13 protein-coding genes are annotated in these 15,019 nt (G+C 68.7%); 7 read left to right on the top strand and 6 right to left on the bottom strand.

Going from position 1 to position 15,019, the window contains the following annotated elements:
* Nucleotides 1-728: 728 nt before the first annotated feature.
* Nucleotides 729-1,235: a histone-like nucleoid-structuring protein Lsr2 gene (locus CEP50_RS13300; RefSeq protein WP_219905464.1), complete on the bottom strand. Its 507-nt coding sequence runs from the start codon at nt 1,233-1,235 to the stop codon at nt 729-731.
* A 389-nt stretch (nt 1,236-1,624) separates the two neighbouring features.
* Between CEP50_RS13300 and CEP50_RS13295 the strand changes: the two genes are divergently transcribed.
* On the top strand, nt 1,625-1,993 hold the full coding sequence (locus CEP50_RS13295; RefSeq protein WP_019853429.1) for a histone-like nucleoid-structuring protein Lsr2: 369 nt from the start codon (nt 1,625-1,627) through the stop codon (nt 1,991-1,993).
* A 106-nt stretch (nt 1,994-2,099) separates the two neighbouring features.
* Here the strand turns inward: CEP50_RS13295 and rbsK are convergent, their stop codons facing one another.
* The gene (gene rbsK / locus CEP50_RS13290; RefSeq protein WP_106114277.1) at nt 2,100-2,993 is read right to left on the bottom strand and encodes a ribokinase; all 894 of its coding nucleotides are present in this window, start codon (nt 2,991-2,993) and stop codon (nt 2,100-2,102) included.
* Nucleotides 2,994-3,125: 132 nt separating this feature from the next.
* On the opposite strand from rbsK, the gene CEP50_RS13285 reads away from it, so the two are divergent.
* Nucleotides 3,126-4,283 carry a hypothetical protein gene (locus CEP50_RS13285; protein ID WP_258175213.1) on the top strand — a complete coding sequence of 386 codons (1,158 nt, stop codon included), beginning with the start codon at nt 3,126-3,128 and terminating at the stop codon, nt 4,281-4,283.
* A gap of 87 nt (nt 4,284-4,370) precedes the next feature.
* Here CEP50_RS13285 and CEP50_RS13280 read toward each other — a convergent pair whose 3' ends face one another.
* From CEP50_RS13280 to CEP50_RS13265, 4 genes are all read right to left on the bottom strand, one after another.
* On the bottom strand, nt 4,371-5,249 hold the full coding sequence (locus CEP50_RS13280; RefSeq protein WP_106114276.1) for a spermidine synthase: 879 nt from the start codon (nt 5,247-5,249) through the stop codon (nt 4,371-4,373).
* 40 nt (nt 5,250-5,289) lie between these two features.
* Complete coding sequence (gene speD / locus CEP50_RS13275; protein ID WP_019853425.1) at nt 5,290-5,688, bottom strand: adenosylmethionine decarboxylase; 399 nt, start codon at nt 5,686-5,688, stop codon at nt 5,290-5,292.
* A 70-nt stretch (nt 5,689-5,758) separates the two neighbouring features.
* A complete protein-coding gene (locus tag CEP50_RS13270) occupies nt 5,759-7,009 on the bottom strand; it encodes a type III PLP-dependent enzyme (protein ID WP_106114266.1) in 1,251 nt (416 codons plus the stop codon).
* 400 nt (nt 7,010-7,409) lie between these two features.
* Nucleotides 7,410-8,936, bottom strand: coding sequence for a PucR family transcriptional regulator (locus CEP50_RS13265; protein WP_106114265.1), 1,527 nt, complete (start codon nt 8,934-8,936; stop codon nt 7,410-7,412).
* Between the two features lie 223 nt (nt 8,937-9,159).
* Here CEP50_RS13265 and CEP50_RS13260 point away from each other — a divergent pair, with 223 nt between their 5' ends.
* The 5 genes from CEP50_RS13260 (at nt 9,160) to CEP50_RS13240 (ending at nt 14,911) form a co-directional block, all read left to right on the top strand.
* A complete protein-coding gene (locus tag CEP50_RS13260; protein ID WP_106114264.1) occupies nt 9,160-10,068 on the top strand; it encodes an FAD binding domain-containing protein in 909 nt (302 codons plus the stop codon).
* Entirely contained in the window at nt 10,059-10,550 is a 492-nt protein-coding gene (locus CEP50_RS13255) for a (2Fe-2S)-binding protein (RefSeq protein WP_106114263.1), read from the top strand. The genes CEP50_RS13260 and CEP50_RS13255 overlap by 10 nt, the downstream gene beginning before the upstream one ends.
* Nucleotides 10,547-11,956: an 8-oxoguanine deaminase gene (locus CEP50_RS13250; protein ID WP_106114262.1), complete on the top strand. Its 1,410-nt coding sequence runs from the start codon at nt 10,547-10,549 to the stop codon at nt 11,954-11,956. The genes CEP50_RS13255 and CEP50_RS13250 overlap by 4 nt, the downstream gene beginning before the upstream one ends.
* Before the next feature lie 62 nt (nt 11,957-12,018).
* Nucleotides 12,019-14,340, top strand: coding sequence for a xanthine dehydrogenase subunit D (gene pucD / locus CEP50_RS13245; RefSeq protein WP_106114275.1), 2,322 nt, complete (start codon nt 12,019-12,021; stop codon nt 14,338-14,340).
* A 70-nt stretch (nt 14,341-14,410) separates the two neighbouring features.
* Nucleotides 14,411-14,911 carry a nucleoside deaminase gene (locus CEP50_RS13240; RefSeq protein ID WP_258175212.1) on the top strand — a complete coding sequence of 167 codons (501 nt, stop codon included), beginning with the start codon at nt 14,411-14,413 and terminating at the stop codon, nt 14,909-14,911.
* Nucleotides 14,912-15,019 lie beyond the last annotated feature (108 nt).

Here is a 15,019-nt window from a genome sequence, read left to right as displayed (position 1 = left end):
ACCCAACACCCCCTGAACAGGGGGTAGCCACCACCCCCACCCCACCACAAAACACCAGGACAACGCGGCTTCCCCGCGAGAACCCACCTCGCCCGCGCACGGGAGGAAACCGGGGAACCTCCACCGTCCTCCGTCTCGTGCTCCGCTCTCCATCGGGTGATTCTCTGCCACGTCTCGGCCTGTGACCGTCCAGCGAGGTAGCCTCGATCTCGGAAAACGACCACGGGGGTAGCAGTGGATTCGACACCGATATACACAGAGCTGCGGAACACACTGATCGACCCGGAAGGAGACCACTGGACGACCAGTGCTCCGCCCGAGTTCCTCGCCTCCTTGGAAAGTGCCCACGACCATCAGCACAACCAAGCCGAGCAGGACTCCGGCGGAAGTCACAGTACCGGAGAACAACCCCCGCAGTCAGGACGACGCGCCAAAGGGCGTCGCCACCGGGCGGAGGACTGAAAACACCTCATCTTTTTCTCGCGGGCCCGGACTCCCCGCGAGGCGGTCCGTCTGCCTGTTCGGGTGCGCTCCTGAGCGCACCCCGAGCGGGAGGCGGGACGAGAACAGGCCGCTCACCCTGCCGAGGACGGGTGGGGAGGGAACCACCGCTTCCCGATTCGGCCGAAACTCCCCACGAGCCTCATCCCTCCGGGATGCCTCCGGCACCACCTCGGCGTCACCCACACGAGCGGCAGGGACCCTGCCGGAGGCAATCGGAGCTTCCCTCAGTCGCTGGCGGAGGAGAACTGGGGCAACGACACCACGGGGATCCTGGAGTGCTCCTGCTCCTGTTGAGCCTGTTGCTCCGAGTCCCGCTGTTGCTCCTCCGGTGAGAAGGACAACGGCTGTTCGAGCAAGGGGTCCCGGTATTCCTCCTGCTCGTGCGTGCTCACCTGTTCGGTGGTGGGCTCCTGCTCCCGACGGCTCTGCTGGTAGCGCTCCTTGCTGCGCTTGGCGGCCCCGCGGATCTCCTCGGTGAGCTTGCGGTTGGCCTGCCTGGTCCGCCGCTCCTCACGCTCCTGCTTCCGGGTGGTCCGCCGCTGCTGCTTGTTGTTCTGCTGCGCCGGGCGTGCCTGTTTGATGTACGGCCCGAACAACTCGCGCAACTTGCGCGCATTCTGTTCACTCAGGTCGATTTCATAGGTCACGCCGTCCATGGCGAAAGTGACTGTCTGCTGCGCTTCGGACCCGTCGATGTCGTCGACGAGTTCGACCTGAATCCGCTCGGCCATGATCACCTGTTTCGGGAACGTGCCCCGTCTCGCTCCGCGACACTTGCCGGTAAGACATCTCCGACCGACGCTTACTTTATAGCACGCGGCCGGACAGTTGTCTCGTACTCAACGATAGAACAGCCTCTCGTAGGGACGTAAACCACCCGTGCCCCCGCGGCCGGTTCGCAAAAACCGATACCACCGAGTCACCATGCCCTATCGGTACCGTACTCCGTGTTGTGCCGACCGGGACATCCCGCGACGAGAGGAACCTGTCGTCGAAGTCACTCCGTGGCAAGAGCTAGGAGCCGCTCACAACAATCGGGCGACGTTAGTTTATTGTACTGCCGCGCTTCGTCGTAAGCTGTGGATGACCGACGAAAACGATCCGGAATCGAGGGTTAGCAGTGGCGCAGAAGGTAACGGTTCAACTGGTCGACGATGTCGACGGTTCGGAGGCCGACTCCACCGTCGAGTTCGGGCTCGACGGAGTCAACTACACGATTGATCTCTCGTCCGAGAACGCCACCAAACTGAGGGATGCGCTGGCTCCCTATCTCTCCCACGCCCGCCGCACCGGAGGTCGCAAGCGCACGGCCAAGTCCGGCAAGAGCGGGAAAACACGCCAGTCGGGCGGCGGCTCACAGGCGCCGAAAGCCGCCGACCGCGAACGCAATCAGGCCATTCGGGAATGGGCCCGTCAGCAGGGCATGCAGGTTTCCGATCGCGGACGCATTCCCGCCGAGATAGTGGAAGCCTACGACAAAGCGCAGTGAAGCGACTCCCGACCGTGGACGGGCGGGACGACACGGCTCGTTCCCGCCCGCCCGCACGGCGGAACATTACGTGCACGAAAAAGCGCCGAATGTGACCGCTTTTCGCTCAGTTCGCGTGCTCGTCCAGGAATTCCCGGATCTCCCGTTCCGTGGGCATGGAACTGCTGGCTCCCTTCCGCTGAATCGAGACGGCCGCGGCCGCGGACCCCTCGCGTAGCGCCGTCTCCACGGGCTTGTCCCGGGCCAGCGCGGCCCCGAAAGCGCCGACGAAGGTGTCCCCCGCCGCGGTGGTGTCCACGGCGTGCACGGCAAAGGCGGGGACGCGCAGCCGCTGTCCGGAACGGTTCCCGTACAGCACTCCCCGCTTCCCCAGAGTGATCACCACTTCCTCCACGGAGTCGAGCAGCGCCTCCAGAGCGGGCTCGGGTTCCCGTTCACCGGTGAGTACCGCCGCCTCGTGCTCGTTCGGCACCAGCAGGTTCACCGTGGACAGCAGGGAGGTGGGCAGCGGCTCGGCCGGGGCGGGAGTGAGTATCACCCGCACCCCGTGGGCCGCGGCCGTGCGCGCGGCCGCCTCCACCCCCTCCAGAGGGGTTTCCAGCTGCATGAGCAGACAGGACGACGAGGCGATGAGTTCCCTGGCGGTTTCGTCCACGTGATCCACCTCGGCATTGGCCCCGGCGACCACGACGATCGAGTTGTCGCCCTCGTCGTCGACCACGATGTGGGCGGTACCGCTGTTCCCCTCCACGGTTCGCAGCCCGGAGGTGTCGACTCCCGCCTCGTGCAGCGTGCCGCGGATCTGTTCTCCGAACCGGTCGGTGCCCACGGCTCCGACGAAGCGGGTGTTCGCCTCCGCCCTGGCCGCGGCGATCGCCTGGTTGGCCCCCTTGCCACCGGGAACGGTGTGGAACGCCTTCCCGTGCACGGTCTCTCCCCTCCCGGGAGCGGTGGCCGCGTAGGCGACCAGGTCCATATTGCAACTACCGAATACCGTCACCGTCTTCACACGGATATGATCGCCGACTCGATCGAGCGATCGGACGATGCCGGCGGCTGGCGCGTCGTGCACCCTCCACGCTCGCCGCCGCGTACCATGCCCGGCAACGAGTTGGAAAGAGGACGAGACGCGGTGGATTACGTGGTAACTGCGGGGGTGAGACCCCCGGCGGACATCTCCAAACTCGACCCGCTCCAGCAGGAGGGCGTGGTGTCCCTGTTGGATCACCAGCTCGGTCGGGTCGAGGGCGTCGCCGGCCCCGACGCGGAGGACATCGACGTCCTGGACTACCGGATCGAGGTAGGACCGGACGGGGCGTCGGTGATGCTCGCCGTGGACGCCCCGTCCCTGCGGGCGGCCGAGACGGCCGCGGCCAACGTGGTGCAGGAGGTTCTCGCCGACAGCCCCGTGCTGGAGCACTGGACCCTGACCCGTTCCGAGGTCAAGATCACCGAGGACGAGTTCAACGAGAGTCTGGCCGCGGCGGAACAGAACGCGGGTGGAGGTTCCGAGGAGACCGATCCGCGGTTACAGGCCGAGATCGAGGAGGCGTTCGAACAGGCCGAGTTCCTCGGTGCCGGTTCGTGGGAGCGGGGTTCTTCGGAGATCTCCGGAGCGGAGCGAGCGCAGGCCACCGAGGAGTCCGAGACCGAGCGCTGGCGGGCCCGGTTGCGTGAGCTGTCCGGCAAGCTGCGCGCCTTCTCCGGGGCCGCCTTCGGCACTGCCGGGGCGGACCCGCGTGCCGAGATCGCCGCGGGAGCGTTGGTCCACGCCGTCAGCGTGGTCACCGACGAGCTCTTCTACGACGAGCTGGCGTTGACCGTCAACGACGCCACCGCCGACGAGGCCGTGGGACTGTTGGTGCTGGAGGAGCTTCCGCTCTGCTACCAGCACAACTACGACGCCCGCTTCACCCGCTCACTGCTGTTGAGCTCGGCGCTGGTGGCGACCCGCCTGACCGGTCGCCAGTGGCGTCCACCCCGCTGTGTGGCCGAGTCCCTGGCACTGCGGCTGTTCGTCAACGAGGCACGGGTGGTGCTGGAGGCGACGGAACTGATGAGCTGGAGCGAGAGCGAGCCGCTTTTCGAGGCGTTCCTGGACAACGCCAATCCCGACCGGGCCTACGAGGAGCTGTTCTCCGTGGAGGTGCCCGGGGACGAGTCCGAGAGGATCGCCGGGTTCGACTCGGAGGAGACGGAACGACGCCTGCGGGAGCGGGGGCTCGCGTTCGACCAGTGGTTCGGCATCTCCGGCGAGGGTGACACCGGTCAGCATCCCTACACCGGCTGATCCGGTGGAAAGCGAGTTGCGCTTACAGTACGGTCCGTGAGTACGGGGCCATCGAAGGCCGTACTCACGGACCTGTACCGGACGGGCTCACTGCTGGTGACGCACCGAATAAGGAGGAACGGTCAGACCGATCAGACTCGCGTCGTCGACCGTCTCCGGTTGGTAGGAACTCTTCGGCAACGCGTCGAGCATGACGTTCACCGGATCGTCCAGCTGCTCGACCCGCCCGAACAGGAAGGCCCACTCGTGCTCGTCCGACCCGAAGTAGGTGACGGTGTCGAACACGGTGTGGAACCTGTTGTATGCCCTGATCAGCGTGGTGTTTCGCCATATGGTCGGGCTTCCGGCCTGGAAGCCGACGACACCTCCCGGCGCCAGAACCGCCTGGCATCTGCGGATGAACTCTTCACCGTAGAGCCTGTTGTGCTGACTGTCGGTGTCCTCGGCCCGTTCGTCCGGAAGATCGACGATGACGAGATCGTAGCGGTCTCCCGTACCGATCACCTTGTCCAGGAAAGCCCAGCCGTCGGTGTAGTGCAGCCGGATCGGGCCGCTGCCCTCCTCCAGCTCGGAGAGCTCGGTACTGCGGTATCCGTAGGGAAGGTACTCGGCACAGACGCGTACGCACTCCCTGTCGATGTCCACGTGATCCACGTGGCTCGCCCCGGCCCGCACGGCCATGTGGCTGGCCACACCCTCACTGGAACCGACGATCAGCACCCGTTCGAGTTTCTCTGCCAGCAGGAAGCCGGGCACCATCATCGCCTCGTGGTAGACCAGCTGGGAGTACTCGGTGCTCTGCCGATCGTCGTCGCAGAACAGCGCCACCCCCTGACCGGTGCGTCCGATGACCACGTGCTGATATCCGGTGTCGCCTTCCCACAGCACTTCGTCAACACGCCAGAGCCGCCGCATGTCGGAACCGAGCGGCTCCTGAATCCACTGCTTTCCGTCGAGCTCGATCAACTCCCGCTCCTTCGCGATGAGCCCGGCCGAACGTGGTTCTTCACGTGAGGCCGGTTTCGTAGTCATGACCGCGCCGGATCGTCCGGCAGCTCACGTTGGTCGGACTCAGCGCCTCGGCGAGCAGGTTGACCGCACGCTCGGGCTGTGCCCGATTGCCGCAGGTGAACACGTCGATGAAAATCGAGCCGTTCTCCGGGTAGGTGTGCAACGAGGCATGGGACTCCGACAACAGGGCGAGCACGGTCACACCCTGCGGCTCGAACCGTTTCGAGATCACGTCACACACCGTGGCCTGAGAACGATCCAAGGCACTGTTCAACGCGTCGATGAGGAACTGTTCGTCATCGAGCAGTTCGGCGGACACGCCCTCCAGCTCGGCGAGGACGTGCTGACCGGTGAACAGACCGACGGGTTGCAGGGTTCCGGCGTCAATTGACATCTATCGACCTCCCAACATTTCGCAGATTCCCGGTGGCAACTTCCCCGAACGAACCGCCCCGAGGGGCGTTTCACGCTCGTTCGGTGGTCTCGGTGCTGTCGAAGCAGTACGTGGTCAACGGCGCGAACCCGTTGAAACCGACCGAGGAGTAGCTCGCGGTGTAGGCCCCCGCGCTGAGCAGGTCGATCGTGTCCCCTCCGCGGAGTGTAACGGGAAGCTCGTAGGGAGTGTGCTGGTAGAGCACGTCATCGCCGTCACAGGTGGGGCCGGCCAGCACCACCGGTCCCACCGGGTCGCCGTCACGGTTGGTGCGCAGCCGGTAGGTGATCGCCTCGCCCTCGGTCTCGGCCAATCCGTTGTAGCGTCCCGCGTCGAGGTAGATCCACCGGCACCGTCCGGTGCTGTCCTCCGAGACCAGCACCACTTCGCTGCGCAGCACTCCCGCGTCGGCGACCAGGTGACGTCCTGGTTCGAGGAACAGCTCCGGGCGGTGGTCACCGAAGTGCTTCCGCAGCGCCGTCTCCATGCTCCTGGTGTACTCGCCGAGTTCCGGCGTCGGCTGGGTGTAGGTGGCGGGCAGCCCACCACCCAGGTTGAGCATGTGCGGTCCGGCGCGGGTCCCGCAGGACCGGAAGATCCCGGCCGCGGCGGCGATGCCGTGTTCCCACGCTTCGGTGGACAGCTGTTGGGAGCCGATGTGGAAGGACACTCCGTACGGTTCGAGCCCCAGTTCCTCGGCGCGTTCCAACAACCGCGCCGCTTCGGCGGGCGAACAACCGAACTTGCGTCCGAAGGGGGTTCTGGAACCCGTGTCGTCCACGGCGATGCGGCAGAACACCCGCGCGCCGGGAGCGTGGACGGCGATGTTCTCCAGGTCGGCCCGGCTGTCGGTGGCGAACAGGCGGACGCCGGTGGCGTGGGCGTGAGCGATGTCGGCCGGTTTCTTGATGGTGTTGCCGTAGGAGAGCGACTCGGCTGCGGCTCCCTGGCGCAGGCAGAGGTCGATCTCGCCGGGGCTGGCCACGTCGAAGGAGGAGCCGAGCGCGACGAGTTCGGTGAGCACCCGGGGATCGGGGTTGGCCTTGACGGCGTAACAGATCCGCGCCTGGGGCAGTTCGGTGCGCAGCCGTTCGTGGCGGGCGCGGACGACGGCCAGGTCCAGAGCCAGGCAGGGGGTGGCGGGCTGTTCGCGGTCCAGGTAACGACGAGCGGACACGGAGGCGCTTTCCACGGCCGGGAGATCACCGACCCGCCGGGGTTCGGTGGCAGCGGCGCCGCTCGGGCGGTCCGTCACAGCGTTGGTGGCGGACAGGTCGGTCAATCCCGAAACCTCCGTTTCTCGGCCGTTGGCGGGCCGTCGCGGGAACGCACCATCGGCCAGGGCGGACCCGAAGCAGGCTTCGCGAGAGGACCGAGCCGCTGGGACTGCCGTGTGCCGACCAGAAACGGTACCGCCGAAGGAGGTTCTTTTTCCAATCACACCGCGGGCTTCCCCCGGACAGGGGAAGCAATTGTGACAACTGACACGGCACGTGGTCACTGCACGTCCGGTGCCGCGCTCGGAATCGTCCCTTTCGCCGAGTCGGAGGGATCACGAAGGTGAGAACGGACACTCTTGGTCAAGGATTTTCCGGAAGGGAGCACGGTGGTGCGCACGGGCGGAACACGGTTCCGCCGAGGCACCGCACGCCGGACACGGACGCACCCGGCACCACCGCCTGTCACTCCTCGGTACGCAACGCCAGATAGAAGTCCACTCTGGTGGAGAACTCCCCGAGGTCGCGCCCGGAGATCTCCTCCACACGCTTGATCCGATAACGCAACGTGTTCACGTGGATGTGCAACATCTGGGCACACCGGGACCAGGAACCCGAACACTCCAGAAAGGTCCGCAGGGTGTGCACGAGTTCGGAGTGATGGCTCCGGTCGTAGGCCAGCAGTCCCCCCAACAGACGCTGCCGGTAGGAACGGCGCAGCCCGTCCGGAACGGCCGAGAGCAGCACCTGGTGGGAGACCAGGTCCCCGGCGGTGACCATGCCGCACCGCTGACCACCGCGTTCGGCCAACAACCGGGTGTAGCGCGCCTCCTCCACCATCCCGCGCAGCCCGCTCGGATCCCCGGTGTCGCTCACGCCCACGCTGACCGTGAACCACTCGGCGGCGTATTCGAGGTCGGACAGGGTGCGACGCAACCACCCGGGCAGGCCGGACAGCTCCGTACGGGCACGCTGCCCGGCGGCGAACACGGCCAACGCCCCGGTCTCCGCGCTCGCCGTGACGGAGGGAAGGCCGGTGGCCGCCGCGATCTCCCGCATCAGCTCGACCGAGGCCCCGGGGCTGCCGCCCCCGTCCAGGGCCACCACGCACAGCGCCCCCTCCGTCGGCACCCCGGACTCCCTGAGCCGGTGGGCCACCTCGCGCGAGTCCAGCGAGCCGTCGAGCAGCCCGCGCAGCGCGGTGTCGACGGGACGGCTGGCCGCCTCCCGGGACTCGTCGAGTCTGGTCCGCAGCAAGGCGACCGCCGTGGCCAGCTCGTTGACGACCGAGTCGTGGTGGCTCCCCCACTGCTCGCGGTTGCCGGGCAGCACGAGGAACCAGCGTGCCGGGCGGGACTCCACCCCGGCGCTGACCGGCCAGAGCACACGGTCCTCCTCACCGGGAAGTCGCACCGTTCTCGGCAGCCGCTCGGCACGCAGGAACTCCCGCACCAACGAGCGTGAGTCCCCCACCGGCAGTTCGCCCCGCCCCGCCACCACCGAACCGACCGCCGAACACACCCAGCAGTCCGTGCCGAGTTCGGCGGAGGCGGAGGCGAGCACCCGGTCCAGGTCAGCTCCCTCGGCCACGTCCGCGACCAGGTCCCTGCGGAAGGCCGGCTGTCCACCGGTGGCTCCGCGCACGTGTTCGAGCAGGGTGTTGAAGCTGACGGTCACGGGGATCTCGAACAACGGAACCCCGTGGCGGGCACAGGCCTCCACCAGGTCGTCGGGGGCCTTGCCCAGCCGCGCCGTTCCGGCCACCAACCCGGCCACCCCCGCCTCGGCCAGGGCGGCGGCGAACTCCTCCGAGTCGGAGGGGTTCCGGTGCCAGACCAGTCCGCTGAGCACCAGCTCCCCGCCCTGGAGATAACGCCGGGGGTCGATCAGGTCCGTGATGTAGACACCGCGGACCGGCCGGTCGAGCTGTTCCCTCCCGGTGAGCAGGGTCAGCCCGGTCCGGGAGTCGTCCAGCAGGTCGCCGAGGAGCACGCGCGCACCTTAGACCCCCGTGGGGGCGCGATGACAAGAGGAGCGGTCTCGCCGCCCCCGTCGGCCCCGAGACCGGAAGAGGGCTTGTAGGAAAACACGAAAACCCGCCGCTGCCCGCCGGTTCGATTCATGTTTTCCGCCGCTAGTCAGCACGGCTTCACGGGTTGTGTACTTGGTCACACCCCAACGACCTAACGCGGGTTGTGATCTGGAGAGGCAACAAGTGGACTTCCTTCGACCGGCCGACTGGAGCGAAGCGCTCGAAGCCAAGGCCAAGCATCCGGAGGCGACACCGATCGCCGGCGGCACGGACGTCATGGTGGAGCTGAACTTCGACCACCGACGTCCCGAGATCCTGCTCGACCTGAGCCGGGTGGAACAGCTCCGGCAGTGGTCCCGCCTGCCGGAAGCCCAGGGCGGGGTGCTGCGCCTCGGAGCCGGAGTGCCCTACTCCCGACTGATCGACGAGGTGGGCACGGCCCTGCCCGGCCTGGCCATGGCCGCCCGCACGGTGGGTTCCCCGCAGATCCGCAACAGGGGGACGCTGGGCGGGAACCTGGTTTCGGCCTCCCCCGCCGGAGACGGTCATCCACCGTTGATCGCCTCGGGCGCGGAGGTCGAGGTGGAGTCGGTGCGGGCGAGCCGCACCGTGCCGGTCGCCGAGTTCTTCACCGGCGTCAAGAAGACCGTCCTCGCCGAGGACGAACTCGTCGCGGCGATCCGTGTTCCCGAGGCCACCGGACCTCAGCAGTTCTCCAAGATCGGCACCCGGAACGCGATGGTCATAGCCGTGTGCACCTTCGCCGTCGCGCTGCACCCGCGACGGGAAACCGTCGGAACCGGGATCGGTTCGGCCGCACCGACCCCACGGGCGGTCTCCGAGGCCGAGGAGTTCCTCGCCGCGGAGCTGGCCGAACGGGACCAGTGGCGACGTCCCACCCCGCTGCCCGAGTCGGTGGTCGACCGGTTCGCCGAGCTGGTCGTGAACGCGACGGCCCCGATCGACGACGTGCGTGGCACGGCCCGCTACCGCACCCACGCCCTGGGCGTGCTGGCCCGGCGAACCCTGGGCTGGGCCTGGGAGGAGTACCGCAACAGCGCCGAGACCGCCGGGAGGCAAGGATGCGCCTGAATCTGACCGTCAACGGTCGCCCCATGACCGCCGACGACGTGTGGGAGGGCGAGAGCCTGCTGTACGTGCTCCGCGAACGACTCGGTCTGCCCGGTTCGAAGAACGCCTGCGAGCAGGGCGAGTGCGGATCCTGCACCGTGTACCTGGAGGGGGTCCCGGTGTGTGCCTGCCTCGTCGCCGCCGGCCAGGCCCAGGACCGTGAGGTCGGCACCGTGGAGGGCCTCGCCGACGAGGAGGAGCTCTCGCCGGTGCAGCGGGCCTTCGTGGACGCCGGCGCCGTGCAGTGCGGGTTCTGCACCCCGGGACTGCTGGTGGCCGCCGACGACCTGATCAACCGTGTTCCGGATCCCTCCGACGCCGAGATCCGGGAGGCCCTGGCCGGGAACCTGTGCCGCTGCACCGGCTACGAGAAGATCATGGAGGCTGTGCGCGAGGCCGCCGCGGAGAAGACGGGGAGCTCCTCCGAAGGGGGCCGGCGATGAGCGACACCGACACCGGAGCGTCCCCGGCGAGAACCGTGATCGAGAGGGCGGCGGTGGTCACCGTCGACGCCCCCGATCCCGGCCTCTCCTCCCTCGGACACGAGTACGCCGAGGGGCACGTGGTCGTGGAGGACGGGCTCATCCGCGCCGTGGGACCCGGGCCGCCCCCTCCGCAGGAGGAACCGGTGCGGCGGATCGACGGAAGCGGATGCCTGCTCACCCCGGGGCTGGTCAACACCCACCACCATCTCTACCAGTGGGCCACCCGGGGTTACGCGGTCGACTCGACGCTGTTCGGCTGGCTCACCGAGCTCTACCCCGTGTGGGCGGGCATCGACGAGACCCTCGTCCACGCGGCCGCCACCGCAGGACTGGGCTGGACGGCGTTGTCGGGATGTACCACGGTCGCCGACCACCACTACGTGTTCCCGAACACGGGTGGTGACGTGCTCGGTGCCGTGGTCTCGGGAGCCGGACGCGTCGGCGTGCGCCTGCACGCGGTGCGCGGCTCCATGGACCGGGGGCAGTCCGCCGGGGGGCTGCCCCCGGACTCGGTTGTCGAGGACACCGAGTCCGCGTTGGAGGCGACGGAGCGTGCCGTGCGCAGGTTCCACGACCCCTCCTTCGGCGCCCGGGTGCGGGTGGCGGTGGGCCCCTGTTCCCCCTTCTCGGTCAGCACCGAGCTGATGACCCGTTCGGCCGAGTTCGCCCGGGAACACGGGGTGGGGATGCACACCCATCTCGCCGAGACCCGGGACGAACTGGACCGGTGCGCCGCGGAGTTCGGCTGCGACCCGGTGGAGTACGCCGAGCGGACGGGCTGGCTGGGCGAGGACGTCTGGCTGGCCCACGGGGTGCACCTGTCCGAGACGGCGGTCCGCCGTCTCGGGACCACGGGAACCGGGGTGGCCCACTGCCCCAGTTCCAACGGTCGGTTGGGAGCCGGAACGGCCCCGGTGCGTTCGCTGTTGGACGCACGTGCCCCGGTCGGCCTGGGAGTGGACGGCGTGGCCTCCAACGAGTCCGGACGGCTCGGTGACGAGCTGAGGCAAGCGTTGCTGCTCGGACGGGCCCGCTACGGGCCGGACGCGCTGTCGGTGCGCGACGCCCTGTGGATGGGCACCCGGGGAGGGGCGCGCTGCCTGGGCCGCGAGTCCGAACTCGGTTCGCTGGAGGTGGGCAAGCTCGCCGACCTGGCGCTGTGGGACGTGGACGGGCTCGGCCACGCGGGCATCACCGATCCGGTGGCCGCGTTGGCGTTGGGTCCGCTGCCGCCGCTGCGCAGGCTGCTGCGCGGTGGGGAGACGGTCGTCGAGGACGACCGCCTGGTCCGGGAGTCGGAACGGGACCTCACCACGGAGCTGCGGCGGGCGTGCGCCCGGATCGCGGAGGGAGGAACCGGATGAGCCCGCCCTCCTCCACCGCACCCACGGCGAACCACGCACACACCCGCGAGAGAGGTGCCCCGATGAGTAACACGCACACCACCCCGACCCACCGTCCCCAACACCTCGACGAGGAGATCGCGGGCGGTGTCGGCGAGTCCCCCCAGCGCCCGGACGGTTCGTTGAAGGTGCGCGGCGACTTCGCCTACGCCTCCGACCTGTGGGCCGAGAACATGCTCTGGGGAGCGACGTTGCGCAGCCCGCACCCCTCGGCCCGGATCCGCTCGATCGACGTCGGCCCCGCCCTCCGCGCGGACGGGGTCCGCGCGGTGCTCACCGCCGAGGACGTGCCGGGACGCAACCTCTACGGGCTCAAGGACGTCGACCAGCCCGTGCTCGCCGAGGACGTGGTCCGCTACCGGGGCGAGGCCGTGGCCCTGGTCGCCGCCGACCACCCGGAGACGGCACGGCGGGCCCTCGACCTCGTCGAGGTCGACTACGAGGTGCTGGAGCCGGTGCTCGACGCGGAACGGGCCGCGCACGACGACTCACTGCCCCGGGTACACCCGGGAGGGAACACGGTCCGGTACCAGCCGATCGTGAAGGGGGACCCGGACGCCGAGGCGGACGTGGTCGTCTCCGGCACCTACACGGTGGGGATGCAGGACCAGGCGTTCCTCGGCCCGGAGGCGGGGCTGGCCGTGCCCGCCGAGGACGGTGGTGTGGAGCTGTACCTGGCGACGCAGGACCTGCACACCGACCGCAAGCAGACCGCGGCGGCGCTGGGACTGGACCCCGAGCAGGTCCGGATGACCATGTCCGGTGTCGGCGGTGCCTTCGGCGGGCGGGAGGACCTGTCGGTGCAGGTGCACGTCTGCATGTTGGCGCTGCACACCGGCAGGCCGGTCAAGATGGTCTACAACCGGGAGGAGTCCTTCTTCGGCCACGTCCACCGTCATCCGGCGACCATGTACTACGAGCACGGGGCGACCAAGGACGGGGACCTGGTGTTCGTCCGGGCACGGCTGTACTTCGACGGCGGAGCCTACGCCTCCAAGACGCCGGTGGTGGTGGGCAACGGAACCACGCTCGGCGTGGGCCCGTACTCGGTCCCGAACGTGCGGATCGAAGGCTGGGGGATGTACACCAACAACCCGCCGTGCGGGGCGATGCGCGGTCTCGGCGCGGTCCAACCCGCCTTCGCCTACGAGTCACAGATGGACCGACTGGCCGAGGAACTGGGTATGGACCCGGTGGGATTGCGGATCCGCAACGCCATCTCCCGCGGCGACTCCACCCCCAGCGGCCAGGTACTGGACTACCCCGCCCCGGTCGCCGAGCTGCTGCAGCGGGTCCGGGAACTTCCGCTCCCCCGGGAGTCCGCCGCGAACAGCGCGAACCCGGACATTCGTGACCTGCCGGGCGGTGCCTCCAACACCACCCACGGTGAAGGGGTGGTGCGCGGAGTCGGCTACGGGGTGTGCATCAAGAACATCTGCTACGCCGAGGGAGCCGACGACTTCTCCACCGCGCGGGTCCGACTACAGGTGGTGGCCGGTGAGCCGATCGCCGTGGTGCACACCGCCGCCGCCGAGGTGGGGCAGGGCCTGGTCACCGTCCAGCAGCAGATAGCCCGCACCGAACTCGGTGTGGAACGGGTCAACATCCACCCGAACGACACCTCCGTGGGACCCGCCGGATCCAGCTCGGCCTCCCGCCAGACCTACGTCACCGGCGGAGCGGTGCAGTCCGCCTGCCGCGCGGTGCGGGAACAGGTTCTGGAGCGGGTCGCACAACGCTGCGGGGATCCGGTGGAGAGGTTGTCGATGTCCGGGGGGAAGGTGGTCTCCGAGACCTCCGGGGTGCTGGCGGACCTGGCCGAGGTCCTCGGTTCCGAGGTGGTCGAGGCCACCAGGGAGTACCACCACCGCGAGACCTTCCCCCTGGACGAACAGGGCCACAGCGAGCGGGCCCAGGTCCAGCACGCCTTCTCCGCCCACCGCGCCGTGGTGGACGTGGACACCGAGCTGGGGCTCGTCAAGGTGGTACAGCTGGACTGCTCCCAGGACGTGGGCAAGGCCGTCAACCCGGACGCCGTGGTGGGGCAGATACAGGGCGGCTCGGCCCAGGGGCTGGGGCTGGCCGTCATGGAGGAGATCCAGGTCGACGGCGGTCGCATCCGCAACCCCTCCTTCACCGACTACCTCATCCCCACGATCCTCGACATGCCGCCGATGAACGTGGACGTCATCGAACGCGGGGACCCCAACGCCCCCTACGGGGTGCGCGGCGTGGGAGAACCCCCGACCATCTCCTCCACCCCCGCCATCGTGGCCGCGATCCGCGCGGCCACGGGCAAGGCGCTGGACCACGTTCCGGTGGGACCGGAACACATCGTCGAGTGAGGCTCACCCGTCCGCGAACGGCCCGAACCGCTCCTCAGCGGTGCCCGGGCCGGAACACGAAAGGATCACCGTGTCCACGAGATCGGAAACCGTTGTCGCCCCCCAGCACCTGGAGGCCTGGATGCAGCGGGCGATAGCGCTGGCCACAGACAGCGTCGCCTCGGGAGGAGGCCCTTTCGGGGCCGTGATCGGCCGTGGTGACGAAGTGGTGGCCACGGGAACGAACATGGTCACCACGAACCTGGACCCGACGGCCCACGCCGAGGTGACCGCCATACGCAACGCGTGCCAGGAGCTGGACTCCTTCAGGTTGGACGGCTGTGTGCTGGTCACCTCGTGCGAACCGTGTCCCATGTGCATGGCCTCGGCGTTGTGGGCCCGGCTGGACGAGATCGTCTACGCCGCCGACCGGGACGACGCGGCGGCCGCCGGGTTCGACGACCGTGCTTTCTACGAGCTGTTCACCGATCCGAACGCGGTGTGGCCGACCCCGGTGCGACCCGTCGGGGTCGACAACCGCACCGCGCCCTTCGACGCCTGGCGGAACAAACCGGACCGCGTCGAGTACTGACACCCGCCGGGCGGAACTCCCCGGGGCCCGCGGAACGGTGGGTTCCCGCGGGCCACCGGGTGCCCGGACCACGCGGAGCGCGTGGGCAGCCCCGACACGTCCTCGGGG

This window comes from Actinopolyspora mortivallis (genome assembly GCF_003001495.1).
In the GTDB taxonomy this organism is placed as follows: Bacteria; Actinomycetota; Actinomycetes; order Mycobacteriales; family Pseudonocardiaceae; genus Actinopolyspora; species Actinopolyspora mortivallis_A.
This window is presented reverse-complemented; position numbering and strand designations above follow the sequence as displayed.